This is a genomic window from Paenarthrobacter sp. TRD_SC_7 (assembly GCF_056156245.1).
Map to the genome: position 1 here is coordinate 3,211,340 of NZ_CM149587.1, position 20,387 is coordinate 3,231,726.

The following is a 20,387-nucleotide window of genomic DNA, read 5'->3' on the forward strand; positions in this document are numbered from 1 at the left end:
GGATTCCCCAAATGGTCAATAGTTGCTCACCACCGCATTCCAAGCAAGACCCGGGCGGGATTAAGCGCACTGATGTGATTGTGCTCGCACTCGCCCGCTGCGCTAGGCGCGCTGCGGCAGGAGCTTCGCGTCGTCCAACAATTCCTGGGCGTGCGCCTGTGCACTTTCGGAATCCTCTTGGCCGGCCAGCATGCGGGCAAGCTCCTTGACCCGCTCGTCGTCGCTAAGAAGCTGAACGTCGCTGGATGTGAAGCCGGTGGTTGTCTTCCCATCAGTGCCGCGCACGGAAGTTTTCGTCACGCGGATGTGTTGATCTGCGAAGGCCGCTACCTGTGGCAGATGCGTCACCACCAAGACCTGGACGTGCCGGGCGAGCATGGCCAACCTGCGTCCGATTTCGACGGCAGCACGCCCACCAACTCCAGCGTCCACCTCATCGAAGACAAACGTCGGGACAGGATCTACCGCGGCAAGCACTACCTCGATCGCCAACATGACCCTGGAGAGTTCACCGCCGGAGGCACCCTTGCCCAGTGGCCTTGCTGGAGCACCGGAGTGAGGCTGGAGGAGGAAGGCGATCTCATCGGTGCCCCACGGGCCCAACGCGCCGCTGCCATCCACCTCGATGACCAGAGAGGCGTCGGCCATGGCCAAGGCCTTCAGCTCAGCGCTGACACGGGCTGACAGGTCCTTGGCAGCTTTGAGGCGCGACTTGGTGATGGCCGCCGCCAGCTTGCGCAGGGTTGCCTCAGCGGAAGCAACCTCGGCGTCCAAGGACTCGATGCGGCTGGAATCATCCTGCAACTCGTCAAGCCGGGTCCTCGCTGTAGCTGCCCACTCAAGCACTTCATCGATGCTCGGGGCATACTTGCGGATCAGCTTGGCAAGGGCAGCCCGGCGTTCCTCGATCTCGGAGAGCCGCTCAGGGCCTTCCGTGTCCAGCGCTGCCTGGTAGCTGGACAACTCGGCGGCGATGTCATTAAGGAGGAAGCCGACCTCCGCCAGCCGGGTGGCTGCGGATCGAAGTTCCTCGTCGTGCTCGGCCACGTGCTCCAGTGTCCGTTTCGCAGCATCCACCATAGTGGTTGCGTCGCCGGCGTCTCCGAATTCTTCGGCAATGAGGGACTCATGGGCCGCAGCTGCCGCCAAGCGCAGTTCTTCGACGTTGGCCAGTTTTACGGCCTCGGCCTTGAGCGTCTCGTCTTCACCCGGCTGGGGATCTACCTCATCAATCTCCTTGAGGGCGGCGTCCAGCGACTCAGCCTCCCGCAAACGCTCCCGGGCTTCGCTGCGCAGCGTTTCAAGTTCGGATTGGATGGCCTTCCAGTGGTTGAACAGCCCTTGGTACTCCCCCAGCGTCTTGGCGAGGGGTGCTCCGGCAAATCTGTCCAAGGCGTGCCGCTGCGCGGTAGCGCTCTTGAGCCGGATCTGGTCTGACTGTCCATGGACCACCACCAGGCTTTCGCCCAACTCGGCCAATACCCCCACCGGTGCCGCACGCCCACCAACATAAGCCCGGCTACGCCCGTCGGCACCAACGGTGCGGGCCAGCAGGAGCTCAGCAACGCCGTCGAACTCTTCCGCCTCGCCGCCGGCCTCCTGGGCGCGGGCTACCGCACTGTGCGCGGGATCGAGCTTCAGCACAGCTTCCGCCGACGCGGATTTGGCTCCACTCCGAACGGCGCCGGCGTCCGAACGGGCACCAAGAAGAAGTCCGACGGCGGTCACCACCATGGTTTTGCCTGCACCGGTTTCGCCGGTGACGACGCTCAGGCCGGGGCCCAGCGGCAGGGCGGCGTCGGTTATGACGCCGAGGTCACGGATTCGGAGTTCTTCGAGCATGGTTCACTTCGCATTCGTGGGGTCTGATGGCTCACCGTGCCCCAGGTCCTGGGACGTTCCGGAGTCCCGGGGGCTGGGCAACGGTGCCGGTGACAGGGTGCGGATGACAGGGATGGGTCCAGTGTGCACTTCGCCGCTCCGGGGCGCCGGGCCGCGCCAGCCGTGGATGGGAAGTTGGAACTTGCGGACAAGCCGGGCCGAGAACGGTGTCTTGTGCGTCCGTGCCAGCCGCACCGGGGTTGCCGAGCGCGTTACTTCAACGCGCGCTCCCGGCGGGAGATCCACCGATCGCCGGCCATCGCACCAGAGGACCCCCAAGGCGTCTGTCCGGTTCATGATCTCGACGGCCAACTTGGAACGGGGTGACACCACCAAGGGCTTGGCAAAAAGTGCGTGGGCGCTGATGGGAACTATGACCAAAGCCTCAACTTCGGGCCACACGACGGGGCCACCTGACGAAAAAGCGTAGGCCGTGGAACCCGTGGGCGTCGCGAGGACAACACCATCACAGCCGAACGACGTCAAAGGACGCTCGTCAACCTCGGTGACAACCTCCAACATGCGTTCACGGTTGGCCTTCTCAATGGCAGCCTCGTTCAAAGCCCACGTGTGCCAAATCTTCTGGCCCTTGACCCACACCTGGACATCGATGGTCATGCGTTCTTCCACCGTGTACTGACGGCTGGCTATCCACTCCACCGTCTGGGCCAGATCGGCGCGTTCACTTTCCGCGAGGAAACCCACATGACCCAGGTTGACGCCCAGCAGCGGGACATCGACTTCACGGACCAGCTCAGCTGCGCGGAGTATGGTGCCATCGCCGCCCAGGACCATCACGAGTTCCACGTCCTCCAGATTGACGTGATCGTTGAGGATCTCGATGGGCGTATCGAGGGCACCAAAGAACCGTTCGATATCTGCAAGTTCGGACTTCTGCAGCACGGGAACCAGACCAGAGGCATGCAGTTGCGTACAGGCATCCCACGCTGCGCGCAGCGATTCCTCCCGCCCAGTGTGGGCAAGGACAAGTACACGCCTGCTCATCGAATCTGCTTTCTAGTGGTTCGGCCAGAGTTTCCTGATCAATGCAGCAACGTCCTCGTCCCGCTCTTCGATCTTAGGCAACACCGAGGACATCCTGCGCGTCATCCACAGGAAGTATTCAACATTTCCGTCCTGCCCGGGAAGCGGACTGGCTGCCAGGTCCTGAAGTTCAAGGCCTGCATCCACTGCTGCGCGGGCGACCTGTGCCACCGCCCGGCGCCGTTCATTCTCTGAGGACACCACGCCGGTTCGGCTCAGACGCTCCTTGCCAACCTCAAACTGCGGTTTGACCATAAGGACCAAATCGCCGCCCGGCTCGGTGCACTGCGCCAGCGGCCATAGGACCAGCGTCAACGAAATAAAGGACAGGTCAGCAACCGTCAGCTGTGCCGGACCGCCAATCTGCTCCGGCGTCATATACCTGACGTTGAGGCCTTCGTGGACCTCCACCTTGGGATCCTCCCGAAGGTGCGTCACCAGCTGGCCGTGCCCCACGTCCACCGCCACCACTTGGGCGGCACCTTGCCGCAGCAGGACGTCAGTGAAACCACCCGTGGAGGCACCGGCGTCGAGACACCGCTTTCCGGAAACCACGACGGCGGGAAACGCCTTCAGCGCGCCGGCCAGCTTATGCCCGGCGCGGCTGACGTAGATGTCCTCCAAGTGGGACTCGACATCCAACTCCGTCGTAGCATCCACGTGGTGCGAGGCTTTGACGAGGACATTGCCGCCCGAGCTGACCTTGCCGTCACTTATGAGCTTGGCGGCATGGGTACGGGACCTCGCCAGCCCACGGGTGACGAGTTCCTGATCAAGTCTTGACATACGTTAGCTGTCGCCTTCCGGGCAGGGATCGCTGGGGGTGCTTTTGGGGACTGCAGGAAGCCCGGGTTCGGCATCCAAGGCTTCCAACAAGGAGTCATGCATACCGGCGTACAGCTCGCCATGGTCCGGCACGGGCAATTTAGCGACGTCGTCCAGCAGGCCGAGTGCCCTGTCCACCAGCGGATCACCTGTGGGGTTTGCGGCGTCAGGCCACTGGACCGCAGGTCGCTCCGGCTCAGGATGTTCCGCCTCTAAGTGTTGACGCTCTGAGTGTTGGGGCTCGGTCATCGCACCAGTCTAGTGATTTCGCCATTCCAGCTGCGGCGCCTGCGCAACGTCCGTGTCGGGAACCACTGCCCACCATGCCGCGCACGCCGCGCGCCATGCGTCAAGATCACTCTCAAGGCCAGTCACCGTGACGGTCCCGTCCCCGGCAACTGCAGTGGCTGCACCGCAACGGAATGTACCGGCGTCGCTGACAACCTCCGGATACGGCGCGTAAAGGCCCTCAAGGTCCGCCAGCAGGTAATCCGGACGTTCGTCAGTGCGGGCCGCAATGATGGTGTGGGTGGTGTCCACACCGGTGAGGACAGCCGCCGTCGCAAATCCTGCGCGGTTACCACCCAGAATGTCCGTGTCCAAACGGTCGCCCACAACCAGCGGACGATCGGCGTTTAGCCGTTTTGCTGCCGCGTGGAAAAGGGGCGCTTCGGGCTTGCCTGCCACCAACGGCGTCTTACCCGTGGCAGCCGCCACCGCGGCAACCAGCGTTCCATTACCCGGTGCCATGCCGCGGGCCTGCGGGATGGACATGTCCGTGTTGGTGGCAAACCACATGGCACCCCCGGCTACGACATACGAAGCCTCCGCCAGATCCTTCCACCCAATCTCCGGGTTGAATCCCTGGACGACGGCAACCGGGGATTCGGCGGCACTGTGCACCGGCTTGAGTCCCACCAGTTCGATCTCATGGGCCAATGCCGCGCTGCCAGTGATGAGGACATGAGCCCCCGCAGGCAGCATGGAGGCCAAAAGCTCCCCTGCCGCCTGGGAGGAACTAACCACTTGATGGTCCTCAGCCGGCGCACCAAGCTCACGCAGATGCGCCGCGACCTGGGCAGGGGTGCGCGAGGCATTGTTGGTCACGTAACCCAGGCCGACACCCACGGTTTCGAGACGCTGCAATGACTCCACAGCCCCGGGAATGGCGTGCGGTCCTGCATAAACCACTCCATCCAGATCCGAAAGGACAGCATCAAACGATGAGATCAGTGAATCAGCCATGCTGGGAGTCGGAGCCCTCGTTCTCGGTGTCTTCGTCTTTTGCTTCTGCGTCTTCGTCCGCTGAATCGATGTCAGATTCAGCGTCATCGGATTCGAAGTAATCCGACTCGACGTCATCAAGCTCAACGTCATCATGCTCAACATCAGCGGCTGCGGCCTCAACGATGACCGTCTCCGTTTCAGGCTTCACGACGTCGGCATCCGGGGCCGGCTTCTCGAAGCGTGGCTTGCGGGCGGCGGCTTCTTCCTGCTCGTCCCAGCCAAGATCAAGGATCTCGGGCTCAGCAAAGTCGCCCACACCCAGAGCATTCTCAGCCACGAGCGCCTGGCGGGCCCACTTGTCCGCTTCCTCGGTCCTTCCAACTGCGGTCAATGCCTCAGCGTAAGCACGGAACAGTCGGGGGCTGTAGGAAAAGGCACGGTTGATGTCCAGCTGCGGAATCTCGAGCTCGCTGACAGCAGCATCAAGCTGCTTCAGATCAGCACGTGCACCTGAGGCCACGATGGCAAGCTCAACCTTGCCCGGAGCATCAAGATCCTGGGCTTCGGGAGAGCGGACCATGTCAAGGGCGCGATCAGGGCGGCCCAGGCCACGCTCGCAGTCGGCCATCACCGGCAGGTGCACGTTGGATCCACTGATGCGGCGGTACGTACGGAATTCGCGCAGCGCTTCTCCATAGTGACCCGCAGCGTAAGCGGTCAGACCGACAGCCTCGCGGACCGCCGAGAGGCGTCCGCCGCGGCGGCTTGCAGCGAGGGCGTGTTGGAAAGCCAGTTCGGGCTCAATGTCGATCAGGCGGCCAGCCATGACCAGGTGCTTTGCGACCCACCCTGCGCTCTGCTCCTCGAGGGTCTTGATCTGGTGGCCCGTGGCGCGGTCGAGTTCCTTGCCCGTGACGTCCTCGTCAATTTCTGGAGAACGTTCGCGGTCGGGACGGTTGGCGCTGCGGATGTCCTTGGCATTGGGAACCCGGGCAGGGCGTTCTTCCCATGCACCGCCGCGTTCGTTGCGGTCACCGCCGAAGTTCCGCGGTCCACGCTCGGGGCGGTCACCGAAGGGCTTACGGTCGCCACGGTCGTTGTTGAAGGGACGACGTTCGCCATCACGGGCCGGACGGTCGCCGCGGTCGCCGAAGGGCTTGCGGTCGCGGTCGCCGCCGAAGGAGCGGCGGTCATCGTTATCGCGGCGGGGGCCATCGAAGTTCCGCGGTCCACGCTCGGGGCGGTCACCGAAGGGCTTACGGTCGCCACGGTCGTTGTTGAAGGGACGACGTTCGCCATCGCGTGCCGGACGGTCACCGCGGTCGCCGAAGGGCTTGCGGTCGCCACGGTCGTTGGTGAAGGGACGACGTTCGCCATCGCGTGCCGGACGGTCACCGCGGTCGCCGAAGGGCTTGCGGTCGCCACGGTCGTTGGTGAAGGGACGACGTTCGCCATCGCGTGCCGGACGGTCGCCGCGGTCGCCGAAGGGTTTGCGGTCGCCACGGTCGTTGTTGAAGGGACGACGCTCACCATCACGGGCAGGCCTGTCGCCACGGTCGTTGTTGAAGGGACGACGTTCGCCGTCGCGTGCCGGACGATCACCACGGTCAGCGAACGGCTTACGGTCGCGGTCGCCGCCGAAGGAACGCCGCTCACCGTCGCGTGCCGGACGACCCCCACGGTCATTGTTGAAGGGACGACGCTCACCATCACGGGCCGGACGGTCATTGCCGTCGCGGTTCTCCCTGGAACGGAAACCACGAGGGTCGCCGCCGGAGTTGTTGTTGGCGCGGTACGAACCGCGGTCGTCCCGGTTCCCTCCGAAGTTTCCGCGATTGCCGCCGCGATTGCCGCCGTTGTGCTCAGCCATGGTGGATTCCTCCTGTTGCGAGCCGACCACTGGCGCGTGCGTAGTCGCTCATAACCCTTATTTCGTTGTCACGCCGCCGGCAGCGCTCGGCTGCCGACTCGTATATCTGGTTCAATTCTATTCGACCCCGCCACAGCGACCGAACGCCCAGGGTCCCTTTGGGGCATCCCGTGGGAAGTCTCACAAGCCCGGAGCCACCGAAATACCTCGCGTAACGACTGGACTCAAGCATGGGAACAGCCACTCTTGGCAGGCTTCTGTTTCGGGTTTTGGTTGTTAAATGCGGGGAGCCCCGACCTGGTGGTCGGGGCTTCCCGTGAATGGTTGTCCGGCGGTGTCCTACTCTCCCACACCCTCCCGGGTGCAGTACCATCGGCGCTGTGGGTCTTAGCTTCCGGGTTCGGAATGGGACCGGGCGTTTCCCCCACGCTATGACCGCCGTAACTCTGTTACCCGTCCAGCAGGGTTCGGGCCCTGGTGGTGGGAAATCTGTTGGTTACAACTGTGGTGTTGTTATGTAGTTGTTTGGTTCCTGGAACGGTTGTTGTTCGGGAACCACATAGTGGACGCGTGCAGTGTGTTGTGTGGTGTAAGTTGTTGGCCTATTAGTACCGGTCAGCTTCACGAGTCGTTAGTCCTCGCTTCCACATCCGGCCTATCAACCCAGTGGTCTGGCTGGGGGCCTCTCACACATGATGTGTATGGAAATCTCATCTTGAAGCGAGCTTCCCGCTTAGATGCTTTCAGCGGTTATCCCATCCGAACGTAGCTAATCAGCGATGCACTTGGCAGTACAACTGACACACCAGAGGTTCGTCCGTCCCGGTCCTCTCGTACTAAGGACAGCCCTTCTCAAATTTCCTGCGCGCGCAGCGGATAGGGACCGAACTGTCTCACGACGTTCTAAACCCAGCTCGCGTACCGCTTTAATGGGCGAACAGCCCAACCCTTGGGACCTACTCCAGCCCCAGGATGCGACGAGCCGACATCGAGGTGCCAAACCATGCCGTCGATATGGACTCTTGGGCAAGATCAGCCTGTTATCCCCGAGGTACCTTTTATCCGTTGAGCGACGGCCATTCCACAATGTACCGCCGGATCACTAGTCCCGACTTTCGTCCCTGCTTGAGATGTCTCTCTCACAGTCAAGCTCCCTTGTGCACTTACACTCGACACCTGATTGCCAACCAGGCTGAGGGAACCTTTGGGCGCCTCCGTTACTTTTTAGGAGGCAACCGCCCCAGTTAAACTACCCATCAGGCACTGTCCCTGACCCGGATCACGGGCCGAAGTTAGATGTCCAAAGTGACCAGAGTGGTATTTCAACGATGACTCCACCCGAACTGGCGTCCGGGTTTCAACGTCTCCCACCTATCCTACACAAGCCACTCCGAACACCAATACCAAACTATAGTAAAGGTCTCGGGGTCTTTCCGTCCTGCTGCGCGTAACGAGCATCTTTACTCGTACTGCAATTTCGCCGAGTTTATGGTTGAGACAGCGGGGAAGTCGTTACTCCATTCGTGCAGGTCGGAACTTACCCGACAAGGAATTTCGCTACCTTAGGATGGTTATAGTTACCACCGCCGTTTACTGGGGCTTAAATTCTCAGCTTCGCCCGCAAGGGGCTAACCGGTCCTCTTAACCTTCCAGCACCGGGCAGGAGTCAGTCCGTATACATCGTCTTGCGACTTCGCACGGACCTGTGTTTTTAGTAAACAGTCGCTTCCCCCTGGTCTCTGCGGCCCACACCCGCTCACGGAGAGCAAGTCTCCATCACGGGGCAGGCCCCCCTTCTCCCGAAGTTACGGGGGCATTTTGCCGAGTTCCTTAACCATAATTCTCTCGATCGCCTTGGTATTCTCTACCTGATCACCTGTGTCGGTTTGGGGTACGGGCGGCTAAAACCTCGCGTCGATGCTTTTCTTGGCAGCATAGGATCACCGGATCCCCCCATACGGGGGTCCCATCAGATCTCAGGACCGTGATTGAACACACAGGAACGGATTTGCCTATCCCTGACCCTACATCCTTAGACCGGGGCAACCATCGCCCGGCCCGGCTACCTTCCTGCGTCACACCTGTTAATACGCTTACCTCCCGGGATCAGGTCCCGCGCTCGGCCAAAACCCACACACCACAAGGGTGGGCGGGCAGGCTCCGGGCGGTTAGTATCCCCCGCTTGGCATGGGCGGTTTTTCGCCGGTACGGGAATATCAACCCGTTGTCCATCGACTACGCCTGTCGGCCTCGCCTTAGGTCCCGACTTACCCAGGGCAGATTAGCTTGACCCTGGAACCCTTGATCATTCGGCGGACGGGTTTCTCACCCGTCTTTCGCTACTCATGCCTGCATTCTCACTCGTGTAGGCTCCACCGCTGGTTTCCACCGCGACTTCACTGCCCACACGACGCTCCCCTACCACTCCACACCCCTGAACCACGAAGGCTAGGGCATTATGTGAAATCCACAACTTCGGCGGTGTACTTGAGCCCCGCTACATTGTCGGCGCGGAATCACTTGACCAGTGAGCTATTACGCACTCTTTCAAGGATGGCTGCTTCTAAGCCAACCTCCTGGTTGTCTTCGCAACTCCACATCCTTTCCCACTTAGCACACGCTTAGGGGCCTTAGTTGGTGGTCTGGGCTGTTTCCCTCTCGACTATGAAGCTTATCCCCCACAGTCTCACTGCTGCGCTCTGACTTACCGGCATTCGGAGTTTGGCTGACGTCAGTAACCTTGTAGGGCCCATCGGCCATCCAGTAGCTCTACCTCCGGCAAGAAACACGCAACGCTGCACCTAAATGCATTTCGGGGAGAACCAGCTATCACGGAGTTTGATTGGCCTTTCACCCCTACCCACAGCTCATCCCCTCCATTTTCAACTGAAGTGGGTTCGGTCCTCCACGACGTCTTACCGTCGCTTCAACCTGGCCATGGGTAGATCACTCCGCTTCGGGTCTAGATCACGCCACTACACTCGCCCTATTCAGACTCGCTTTCGCTACGGCTACCCCACACGGGTTAACCTCGCGACGTAACACTAACTCGCAGGCTCATTCTTCAAAAGGCACGCCGTCACAACTACTATGCGATCACTCGCGGTTGCTCCGACGGATTGTAAGCACACGGTTTCAGGTACTGTTTCACTCCCCTCCCGGGGTACTTTTCACCTTTCCCTCACGGTACTGGTCCGCTATCGGTCATTAGGAAGTATTTAGGCTTATCAGGTGGTCCTGACAGATTCGCACGGGATTTCTCGGGCCCCGTGCTACTTGGGATACTCCCCAGGCCGTGCACAACATTACGGTTACGGGGCTCACACCCTCTCTGGCCGGCCTTTCAAGACCGTTCACCTATGCCTGCACCTCACCTCACTGGTCCGGCAGAACCAGAACGGAAAGTCCCACAACCCCGCCCATGCAACGCCCGCCGGCTATCACACATGGAAACGGTTTAGCCTGATCCGCGTTCGCTCGCCACTACTAACGGAATCACTATTGTTTTCTCTTCCTGCGGGTACTGAGATGTTTCACTTCCCCGCGTTCCCCCCACGCACCCTATGTGTTCAGATGCGGGTCACACAATCACTTTTGACAGCGTTGTGCGGGGTTTCCCCATTCGGACATCCTGGGATCAACGCTCGGTTATCAACTCCCCCAGGCTTATCGCAGATTCCTACGTCCTTCTTCGGCTCCTAATGCCAAGGCATCCACCGTGTGCCCTTAAAAACTTGACCACACAAAGATCAAAAACTTACTCGAGAGAACCATGCGCCACACAGGCCCAAGGTTCATTCATAAGAAATTGCTGTAAGAACACACACACCAACCACCCCACCCAAAAGGTAAAGACGATCAGCCACCGTGTGTGTTCTAGATGCTCGCGTCCACTATGTAGTTCTCAAACAACAACCCCGTCAACCAGACCACCACCACCCCGCAAAAGCGGACAGATGGCAAGTACCGGAAGCAGGAACAAAAGAAACACCAGAAGTGCCCCCTGCATTGCTGCAAAAAGGTCCTGTTGCCTCAGGACCCAACAGTGCGCCAAACACAACCCCCACAACCGCACGCCCCGGCAGCTTTCCTGACAACACCACACCCCCAAAAAGGGACACAGATGCTGCCGTACTGACACCAGGACACAACCGGTAAAGGCCATGCCAAACAAGTTTGATTCGTTGATATTCCACCCATGAGCACCCACCGCAGAACAGACGCCTGCGCAATGGGCAACACTGACAACCCGTCATTCACCCATGCAGGCAAACAACACAGCTGTTAGCAGCTCCTTAGAAAGGAGGTGATCCAGCCGCACCTTCCGGTACGGCTACCTTGTTACGACTTAGTCCCAATCGCCGGTCCCACCTTCGACGGCTCCCCCCACAAGGGTTAGGCCACCGGCTTCGGGTGTTACCAACTTTCGTGACTTGACGGGCGGTGTGTACAAGGCCCGGGAACGTATTCACCGCAGCGTTGCTGATCTGCGATTACTAGCGACTCCGACTTCATGGGGTCGAGTTGCAGACCCCAATCCGAACTGAGACCGGCTTTTTGGGATTAGCTCCACCTCACAGTATCGCAACCCTTTGTACCGGCCATTGTAGCATGCGTGAAGCCCAAGACATAAGGGGCATGATGATTTGACGTCGTCCCCACCTTCCTCCGAGTTGACCCCGGCAGTCTCCTATGAGTCCCCGCCATCACGCGCTGGCAACATAGAACGAGGGTTGCGCTCGTTGCGGGACTTAACCCAACATCTCACGACACGAGCTGACGACAACCATGCACCACCTGTAAACCGACCGCAAGCGGGGCACCTGTTTCCAGGTCTTTCCGGTTCATGTCAAGCCTTGGTAAGGTTCTTCGCGTTGCATCGAATTAATCCGCATGCTCCGCCGCTTGTGCGGGCCCCCGTCAATTCCTTTGAGTTTTAGCCTTGCGGCCGTACTCCCCAGGCGGGGCACTTAATGCGTTAGCTACGGCGCGGAAAACGTGGAATGTCCCCCACACCTAGTGCCCAACGTTTACGGCATGGACTACCAGGGTATCTAATCCTGTTCGCTCCCCATGCTTTCGCTCCTCAGCGTCAGTTACAGCCCAGAGACCTGCCTTCGCCATCGGTGTTCCTCCTGATATCTGCGCATTTCACCGCTACACCAGGAATTCCAGTCTCCCCTACTGCACTCTAGTCTGCCCGTACCCACTGCAGAACCGGAGTTGAGCCCCGGTCTTTCACAGCAGACGCGACAAACCGCCTACGAGCTCTTTACGCCCAATAATTCCGGATAACGCTTGCGCCCTACGTATTACCGCGGCTGCTGGCACGTAGTTAGCCGGCGCTTCTTCTGCAGGTACCGTCACCTTGCGGCTTCTTCCCTACTGAAAGAGGTTTACAACCCGAAGGCCGTCATCCCTCACGCGGCGTCGCTGCATCAGGCTTTCGCCCATTGTGCAATATTCCCCACTGCTGCCTCCCGTAGGAGTCTGGGCCGTGTCTCAGTCCCAGTGTGGCCGGTCACCCTCTCAGGCCGGCTACCCGTCGTCGCCTTGGTAGGCCATTACCCCACCAACAAGCTGATAGGCCGCGAGTCCATCCAAAACCACAAAAGCTTTCCACCACCATGACATGCGCCAGATGGTCGTATCCGGTATTAGACCCAGTTTCCCAGGCTTATCCCAGAGTCAAGGGCAGGTTACTCACGTGTTACTCACCCGTTCGCCACTAATCCCCCAGCAAGCTGGGATCATCGTTCGACTTGCATGTGTTAAGCACGCCGCCAGCGTTCATCCTGAGCCAGGATCAAACTCTCCGTTGAAGTAAAACAAAACCAAACAGACACAACCACACCCACCGGAAATAACGGCAAACGCGGCTGCACAAAATTCGAAACCAGCTGAAAACCAGACCACCACACACGGGGGTGCGCAGGGTCCAGCCATAATTTCAACCAATTGAAAAACAATCGGTATCAACAAACTTGGCACACTATTGAGTTCTCAAACAACAGACACTACCGGCACCACCAAAACCCCCAACAGGGTCCCAGGATCGCTCCGGAGCAACTTTTCAAACTTACCCGAACCAGCCGCACAAAGCAAACCAAACCCGGGCCTCCCCCACCAACCAGAAGCACACAAAAGCACTACCGGAACCGGTGATTTGAAGGGAGTCGGTCGCCATCTTTCCGCATCAGCGGCGGCGACTCGAATAACTTTACACGCGCCCAACCCCCACACCAAATCCACCCCAACACCACCCAAAACCCCCGCAAACACAAGACAAACAACCCCACCACACCGCAAAACAACACCAAAACACCACCAACAAGTTTCAGTGAAGCCCGTCACACCACCCAACCCCACAAAAGGGCCACCAAAACGCAAAAACCAAACCACCGCCGTCGAACCTTCCCAAGTAAGACAGCGACCACCCCAAACCCGCGAGACCTGAGAGAGCATCCGGCCCAAACCCGAGGGATGTGAGAGAGGGTCGGACAAAGGCGGAGGTCATCCGGCAGCGCGCGTCTAAGGGAGGAACGACCGAGCGCGCAGAGGATGACCACCGCTTCCCCCACTGACACGCACGCTTAAACGCAGAAAGGGCCGGCAACCTTAGCGGTTGCCGGCCCTTTCGGAACTGGATTACTCAAGGAAACCTAGGCGGAAACCTCAATAGTCGCCAGGTTCTTCTTGCCCCGGCGGAGGAGCAAGTAGCGGCCGTGAAGAAGTTCGTCGCGGGCAATGACGGCATCGGGATCGGACACCTTGGTGTTGTTCACGTACGCACCACCTTCGCCGACAGTCCGGCGCGCGGCCGATTTGCTGTCCGACAGCCCCGAGGCGACCAGCAGGTCGATGATGCCGAGGCCGTCGGCGCCTATGGTCGCGGAGGGAAGTTCCGCAGTGGCTGCTTCGAGGGTGCGCTCATCCAGTACCGTGAGGTCGCCGTTCCCGAAAAGCGCAGCCGAAGCGGCGATGACTTTCTCGGTTGCGTCGACGCCATGCACCAGGGAGGTCACCTCGAATGCAAGCTTCTTCTGACCTTCCCGGGCAAAGGGACGTTCCTCCACGGCCTGGCCAAGTGCCTCGATCTCCGCGCGCGACAGGAAAGTGAACACCTTGAGGCGATCAACCACGTCCGCATCTGCGGTGTTCAGCCAGAACTGGTAGAACGTGTACGGGCTGCACATTTCCGGGTCCAGCCAAATGGCGTTACCTTCGCTCTTGCCGAACTTCGTTCCGTCGGAGTTCGTGATGAGCGGCGTGCCCAGGGCATGGACGCTCTTGCCCTCCACTTTGCGAATGAGTTCAGTACCGCTGGTGAGGTTGCCCCACTGGTCCGAACCACCTGTCTGCAGGGCGCAGCCGTAGTCGCGGAAGAGCTGGAGGTAGTCCATGCCCTGCAGGATCTGGTAGCTGAACTCGGTGTAGCTGATGCCTTCGTCGGAGTTCAGGCGTGAGGCCACGGCATCCTTGCGGAGCATGGTGCCCACGCGGAAGTGCTTGCCGATCTCCCGGAGGAAATCGATGGCACTGAGCGGGGCCGTCCAGTCCAGGTTGTTGACCATGCGGGCTGAGTTCTCGCCCTCGAAGCTGAGGAAACGTCGCACCTGACCCTGAAGGTAGCCAACCCACTCCGCGACGGTGTCCTTGGTGTTCAAGGTGCGCTCCGCCGTCGGACGGGGGTCACCGATCAGGCCGGTGGAACCGCCCACCAATCCGAGCGGTTTGTGGCCGGCCAACTGCAGGCGACGCATCACCAGCAACTGCACCAGATTGCCCAGGTGCAGCGATGGCGCAGTGGGATCGAAGCCACAGTAATACGTGATCGGGTCCCCGGCGAGCAGCTTTTCCAGTTCAGTTTCATCAGTGGAAACGTGGACAAGGCCGCGCCACTTGAGCTCCTGCCAAACGTTGGCAAAGGCGGGATCGTTGTGCTGGGACTCGAGGTTGTTTACGTGTGACACGAGATCTAAGTTAGCAGGATTGCAGGGTCCGTTTTTCCTAGCGCTCGATGCCGGCGGGTACCGGCGCGGCCGCGATGAGGCGCAAGCGTTGCGTGGCACGGGTCATGGCGACGTAGAGGTCGCCTACCTTGCCGTGCTCGTGGTTCAGCATGGCGGCCGGTTCCAGGACCACAACACCGTCGAATTCCAGGCCCTTGGCTTCCTTGGGGCTGATCACCACAATGTCCTGCTGGTAGCTGCCAGCGCCACTGCCGATGCGGCGTCCGTAGACCTCGCGCAGCGCGGCTGTGGCCTGCGGCAGCAGCGGTCCGTCGGCGATGACAGCCAGCAGGCCGCCGTCGATCGCTTCCACTTCCTCCGGCAGGACCTCTACCAAGCGCTTGACGATGTCGCCCGCCCCCACATGGTCCACGATGGGTGACCATTTGCCTTCGCGTACGGCTTTGGGGGCCGAGACAACCAGCCCTGCGCGGTTGGCCATGCGGACAGCGGCCTCGGCAATCTGCGACGGCGTGCGGTAGTTCACGGTAAGTTCTTCCAACGTCCAGCGGTCCCCGAACGACGGCGCCAGCGCGCTTTGCCACGAATTGGCACCGGCCGCTGCACTCGTTTGTGCAATGTCACCCACGATGGTGAAGGACTTCAGCGGGCAACGCCGTACAAGGAGCCGCCATTGCATGGGCGAGAGTTCCTGGGCCTCGTCAACCACGATGTGGCCAAAGGCCCATGACCTGTCGCTCGTGGCTCGTTCCGCAGCAGTCAGCCGCCCCTCGCGTTCCTGATTCTGTTCGGCGAGCTCTTCAGCCGTCACCAAGACGTCCACGCCCATCGCTTCCATGTTGGCGAGGGTCTGCTTGGCGTTCGCGAGATCACGGGCACGGTCCGCTTCCTGCTGGGCCAGCCCCCTGCCTGCGGCCGGATCCAGCTCACCCAGCAACTCTGCAGCCTCATCCAGCAACGGAACATCCGCTTCCGTCCACGGCGCATCCACAGGACGCTGCAGCAGAACGCGCTGTTCCGGCGTCAGGTGTGGTGTGCAGGCTTCAAGGATGGCCGGCTTGCTGAAGAGCTCGGAAATGAGCTTCTCAGGCGTCATCGGCATCCAGCAAAGGTTTAGTGCAATACGCACGTCGCGGGCCGACCGTACGTCTTCGGCCAGGTAGGCGCGATCGGCGTTGTTGCCGATGTTGCCTTCCTCTACGAGGTCCGTCAGCTGTTCCGTGAGCTCGCGCAGGAGGATCTTGACGAACGTGAGGCGCGCTTCGTTGTGCGGTTTGCCTGTGGCGCGGGCTTTTTCCCGGGCACGGCGGACCTGACGAACCGTCAGTGTCAGCTTCCGCGAATCAACTTCGAGGATGCGGTCCTCCGCAGGCGTCCGCTGCCGGTTGGCCACGGCATTTGCCACCACAGTTGCCATGTCCAGCTTGCCCTTAAGGGCGGCAACATCCGCATCTTCCTCGGGAACGGCGTGAATCCCGGGCATGAGGCGTCCGAGGCTCGCCATCACCACACCGGTCTCGCCAAGCGACGGCAGCACTCGTTCGATGTAGTGCATGAAGGACGACGACGGTCCGACGAGTAGGACGCCGGCGCTCTTGAGCCGCTCGCGGTGCGTGTACAGAAGGTAGGCCGCACGGTGCAGGGCTACGGCCGTTTTACCTGTTCCTGGACCGCCCTGGACTACCAGTGCGCCGGAAATGGAGGAACGAATGATCCGGTCCTGCTCCGACTGAATGGTGCCCACGATGTCCGACATGCGGCCAGTGCGCTTGGAGTTCAGCGCAGCAAGCAGCGCGCCTTCGCCCTGAAGCGAGTCGTTGTCCGCGAGCATCCCGGCGTCCAGGACGTCGTCTTCAATTGCCTTCACGTCGCGCCCCTGAAGGATCAGGTGGCGGCGACGGCGCACGCCTTGACGGTCGAACGCGGTGGCTTGGTAGAAGTGTCCGGCTTCCGGCGCACGCCAGTCGACCATGAGGCGCTGCAGATCGGCCGTGGACAGCCCGATGCGGCCAATGTACTGAGCCTCGCCGGAGTCGAGGTCAAGGCGGCCAAAGACCAGGCGGTCGTCGACGGCGTCGAGCTGGGCCAGACGGTCTTCGTACAGTGCCGCGAACGCGTCACGTTCTGAGACGTTCTGCATGGTTCCCACCGCGCCGGCCTTGCGCACCTGCGCCAGCTGGGCGCGCTTTTCGGCGCGCAGCTCATCAAGCCGGGCGTACAGCCCGGCAACATATTCCTGCTCGTGGACCAAATCAGCGTCGTGCATCGAACCGTAACCCCTATCGCAAAAGACAGACCGTCCATTCTACAGCGATTTTGGTAAACGTGGGGGGTACAGGTCATATAGCGGACTGCGTCACCTAAAGTTCATGTTTCGCCGTGCTGCCAGCGCTGAAAGTCACCCGGCAGCGCTGCGGGTCCGGGGCCGTGCCGCCTTGTACCTGGACACCGTGGGATCGTCTTCAATCCAGAACCGCCACGGATATTCAGTGGTTCCGCCCGGGCCCGCTACGCCCACCCTCGGTCCACTCGCAACAGACGCCGCGGGGGTCGCCGGCAACCACAGGCTGAACGGTGAGGCGAGGGCGTCACGGCCAGTGTCCGCCGTCGTAAGTCCCAGCGCGGAGGCGAGCCGGGCAGGTCCGCTGGCCAGGTCCTTGTGTGCTTTGGAAGCTGGCCTGCGAACCGCGGCGAGCGCGTCCCCATCCACTATCTCGCCGGCGCGCAGGAGCAATGCTGACGCTGCGCCGTCGGGACCGCAGACAATGTTGGCGCAGTAGTGCATGCCGTAGGTGAAGTAGACGTACAAGAACCCCGGCGGCCCGAACATAGGCGCATTCCGGGCGGTAGGACCACCAAACGTGTGTGAGCCGGGGTCAGGGTGTGCTGAATCGCGCGGCCCCATGTAGGCCTCCACCTCGGTGAGCCTGACCGAAACAGGACCGGCTTCCGAGTGATGGGTCAGCACCGCGCCAAGTATCAGCGGAGCGATGACACGGGGGTCGCCCTCGAGGAACTTGCGCACTTCCGGGGCGCTTCTTCCGCTTTCCTTCGAAGAAGTCATGCCCAGACCCTAGCAAGAAACCCACGAACGGCTATGTCCGATTTCCGCTAGCACAGGCCTCGGACGGCTGGCAGGATGAAGCCATGGACTTCTGGCAGCGATACCGGGCGATCGACGCCCGTGACACCCGGTTTGACGGTCAATTCTTCACAGCCGTGAGCTCCACCGGCATCTACTGCCGGCCGTCGTGCCCCGCTCGCACCCCCAAAGCTGAGAACGTCACTTTCTACGAGACCTCGGCAGCGGCTCACGAAGCCGGGTATCGCGCCTGCAAGCGATGCCTCCCCGAAGCCGTCCCCGGAACGCCCGCGTGGAACCTCCGTTCCGACATCGCGGGCCGCGCGATGAGGCTGATCAACGACGGCGTGATCACCCGTGAGGGCGTCGACGGCCTTGCGCAGCGGCTGGGGTACTCCGCGCGACAGCTCAACCGCATCCTCAGCAACGAGCTCGGCGCAGGCCCCCTCTCATTGGCACGGGCAAGCAGGGCACAGACTGCCAGGACTCTGCTGGTCTCCACCGACATGCTCTTGGCCGACGTTGCGTTCGCGTCGGGGTTCAACAGCGTGCGGCAATTTAACGACACCATCGGCGAGGTGTTTGCGATGACGCCGACGGCGGTGCGTGCCACCGGGGCGAAGTCCAGCCTTCGCCGAGGTACCCAAGGTGCGGGGGCAGCGCCAGCTGCGCTGACGCTGAACCTGCCCTACAGGGAACCATTCGACCCGGGCATTTTCGACTTCCTGGCAGTTCGCGCGGTGCCGGGCATTGAAGTGGCAGCAGCTGACGCCGACGGAAGCAGGAGCTACGCACGCACGCTCCGGCTCCCCCGAGGCAGCGCGTCCTTCTCGATCGCCTACAGCCCGTCAACACCTGGCAAGCCATTACAGCTGACGGCCACCGCCGTGGACCTCCACGACCTCCCAGCACTGTTGAGCCGGGTCCGCAGGTTGTTCGACCTGGACGCCGATCCACAGGCAATCGATGACGCCCTGGCCAGGGACCCCCGGCTTACGGCCAGCGTCACCGCACTCCCGGGGATCCGGGTGCCGGGGGCGGTGGATCCCCATGAACTGCTCATCCGGGCCATGATCGGACAGCAGATCACCGTCGCCGCTGCCCGAACGGCCCTCACCCAGCTGTCGGCGGCCGGCTCACCCGCCGATGGCGTCACTCCCGGTTTGGAACGACTGTTCCCGACGGTGGCAGAAGTCGCCGAGCACGGCCGTGCCCTGCTCCGGGGACCTCAGCGCCGGATCGACTCCATCGTGGCTGCGGCCGAAGCGATAGCAAGCGGGGCACTCGAGTTCGGCTACGGCGACGACTACGCCAGCCTCGAAGGCAAACTGCTTCCGTTACCCGGCGTGGGGCCGTGGACTGTGGGGTATGTTGCCATGCGCGTGCTTGGCGCTCCGGATGTGTTCCTGGCCAATGATGCCGCAGTAAGGAATGGCGTGAAGGCCCTTCCCGCGGGCACTGGACTCAGCGCGGATTTCAGGGAAGTCAGCCCGTGGCGTTCGTACGCCACCATGCATTTGTGGCGGGCAGCGGCAGCGAAGACCCGGAGCAAATTGCTCCCTGAAAGTGAGGGAGCGACCAGCTCAAGCCCGAGGGAAGTGAGCGAGCGACCAGCTCAAGCCCGAGGGAAGTGAGAGAGCGACCAGCTCAAGCCCGAGGGAAGTGAGAGAGCGACCAGCTCAAGCCCGAGGGAAGTGAGCGAGCGACCAGCTCAAGCCCGAGGGAAGTGAGAGAGCGACCGCGTTTCAGCGGGTTGCAGGCTGGGCGGCCGGCCAGGGCAACAGTTCCGGCAAGTCCACTCCGTCAGCGGCTGCGGTGGCCCTGAGGCTTCCAAGGCTGGGCTCGCGGCCAGCAAGCCACGCTGCGATATCGGTCAGCATGCCAGTGATGGCTATGGAGGTTCCGCCGCTACCGATGCTCAGTTGCGGCAGGCCGGTGGGCTGCAGGACAAATTTAAAGGACTGCGGGACACGTGCAGCGAGGAATCCTATGAGGTGCTCGCAGAACGGACGGCTCCACGTCTCCGGCCCGTAACCCAACCCCAGGTCCGAGGCATGGATGGTGAGTTCGCGCCACAGTGCCAACCCGCCGTCGAACACCGTGCCGTCCCGATAGGAGATGCGCGCTTGCCAGTCGTCCGAGCCCAAGGCGTCGAATGCCGCGATCGCTGCGGTCAGGGAAATGGTGACGGACTCCGTGTGCTGGGCGAGGCCGTGCCCTGCCGCGAGTTCTATCGCCTTGGTGCGGCCGTCCATGCCGCCGTCGTAAAGCTCCACGGTCTCGCCGCGGCGCGCGTACTGAAGTTGCCGGGCCATCGCGTTGGAGATGCCCGCGAGGTGGGCAAGGACGTGGCCGCGGGTCCAGCCGGGAAGTTCCGACGGCTCAGCGACGGACGATTCGTCCATCTTTGACAGGAGGCGAGTGACGGTGTCGGCGGCTTTGTGAAGCTCTGCGGGCAGCGTCTCAGGGGTGATCTGGGTCATAG

At 61.5% G+C, this 20,387-nt stretch carries 11 protein-coding genes and 3 rRNA genes; 1 reads left to right on the forward strand and 13 read right to left on the reverse strand.

All coding sequences use genetic code 11. The annotated features are described in order from the left end of the window. Positions 1 to 102: 102 nt before the first annotated feature. From recN to AC0J5Z_RS15565, 12 genes are all read right to left on the reverse strand, one after another. Positions 103 to 1,842, reverse strand: a complete 1,740-nt coding sequence (recN, locus tag AC0J5Z_RS15510) for a DNA repair protein RecN (protein ID WP_475033851.1) — start codon at positions 1,840 to 1,842, stop codon at positions 103 to 105. 3 nt (positions 1,843 to 1,845) lie between these two features. Next, positions 1,846 to 2,886, reverse strand: coding sequence for an NAD kinase (locus AC0J5Z_RS15515; RefSeq protein ID WP_475033854.1), 1,041 nt, complete (start codon positions 2,884 to 2,886; stop codon positions 1,846 to 1,848). Between the two features lie 12 nt (positions 2,887 to 2,898). Then, a complete protein-coding gene (locus AC0J5Z_RS15520; protein ID WP_475033858.1) occupies positions 2,899 to 3,711 on the reverse strand; it encodes a TlyA family RNA methyltransferase in 813 nt (270 codons plus the stop codon). Positions 3,712 to 3,714: 3 nt separating this feature from the next. Further along, on the reverse strand, positions 3,715 to 3,999 hold the full coding sequence (locus AC0J5Z_RS15525; protein ID WP_475033862.1) for a hypothetical protein: 285 nt from the start codon (positions 3,997 to 3,999) through the stop codon (positions 3,715 to 3,717). Between the two features lie 9 nt (positions 4,000 to 4,008). Further along, positions 4,009 to 4,995 carry an HAD-IIA family hydrolase gene (locus AC0J5Z_RS15530; RefSeq protein WP_475033866.1) on the reverse strand — a complete coding sequence of 329 codons (987 nt, stop codon included), beginning with the start codon at positions 4,993 to 4,995 and terminating at the stop codon, positions 4,009 to 4,011. After that, entirely contained in the window at positions 4,988 to 6,847 is a 1,860-nt protein-coding gene (locus tag AC0J5Z_RS15535) for a hypothetical protein (RefSeq protein ID WP_475033869.1), read from the reverse strand. The genes AC0J5Z_RS15530 and AC0J5Z_RS15535 overlap by 8 nt, the downstream gene beginning before the upstream one ends. 326 nt (positions 6,848 to 7,173) lie before the next feature. Further along, positions 7,174 to 7,290: ribosomal RNA gene (gene rrf / locus AC0J5Z_RS15540) — 5S ribosomal RNA — on the reverse strand. A gap of 141 nt (positions 7,291 to 7,431) precedes the next feature. Then, positions 7,432 to 10,587 (reverse strand): 23S ribosomal RNA (locus AC0J5Z_RS15545). Positions 10,588 to 11,146: 559 nt separating this feature from the next. Next, positions 11,147 to 12,669, reverse strand: a 16S ribosomal RNA gene (locus AC0J5Z_RS15550). The 16S, 23S and 5S rRNA genes sit together here, the layout of an rRNA operon. Positions 12,670 to 13,509: 840 nt before the next feature. Next, positions 13,510 to 14,820 (reverse strand): tyrosine--tRNA ligase, encoded by a 1,311-nt coding sequence (gene tyrS, locus AC0J5Z_RS15555; RefSeq protein ID WP_475033873.1) that lies wholly within the window; start codon positions 14,818 to 14,820, stop codon positions 13,510 to 13,512. 37 nt (positions 14,821 to 14,857) lie between these two features. Further along, a complete protein-coding gene (locus AC0J5Z_RS15560; protein ID WP_475033877.1) occupies positions 14,858 to 17,086 on the reverse strand; it encodes a HelD family protein in 2,229 nt (742 codons plus the stop codon). A 132-nt stretch (positions 17,087 to 17,218) separates the two neighbouring features. Beyond that, entirely contained in the window at positions 17,219 to 17,884 is a 666-nt protein-coding gene (locus AC0J5Z_RS15565) for a DNA-3-methyladenine glycosylase (protein WP_475033881.1), read from the reverse strand. An 83-nt stretch (positions 17,885 to 17,967) separates the two neighbouring features. Here AC0J5Z_RS15565 and AC0J5Z_RS15570 point away from each other — a divergent pair, with 83 nt between their 5' ends. Further along, positions 17,968 to 19,536: an AlkA N-terminal domain-containing protein gene (locus tag AC0J5Z_RS15570; RefSeq protein ID WP_475033883.1), complete on the forward strand. Its 1,569-nt coding sequence runs from the start codon at positions 17,968 to 17,970 to the stop codon at positions 19,534 to 19,536. Between the two features lie 111 nt (positions 19,537 to 19,647). Here AC0J5Z_RS15570 and AC0J5Z_RS15575 read toward each other — a convergent pair whose 3' ends face one another. Next, a complete protein-coding gene (locus tag AC0J5Z_RS15575) occupies positions 19,648 to 20,385 on the reverse strand; it encodes a maleylpyruvate isomerase family mycothiol-dependent enzyme (protein WP_475033885.1) in 738 nt (245 codons plus the stop codon). Between the last annotated feature and the right edge of the window lie 2 nt (positions 20,386 to 20,387).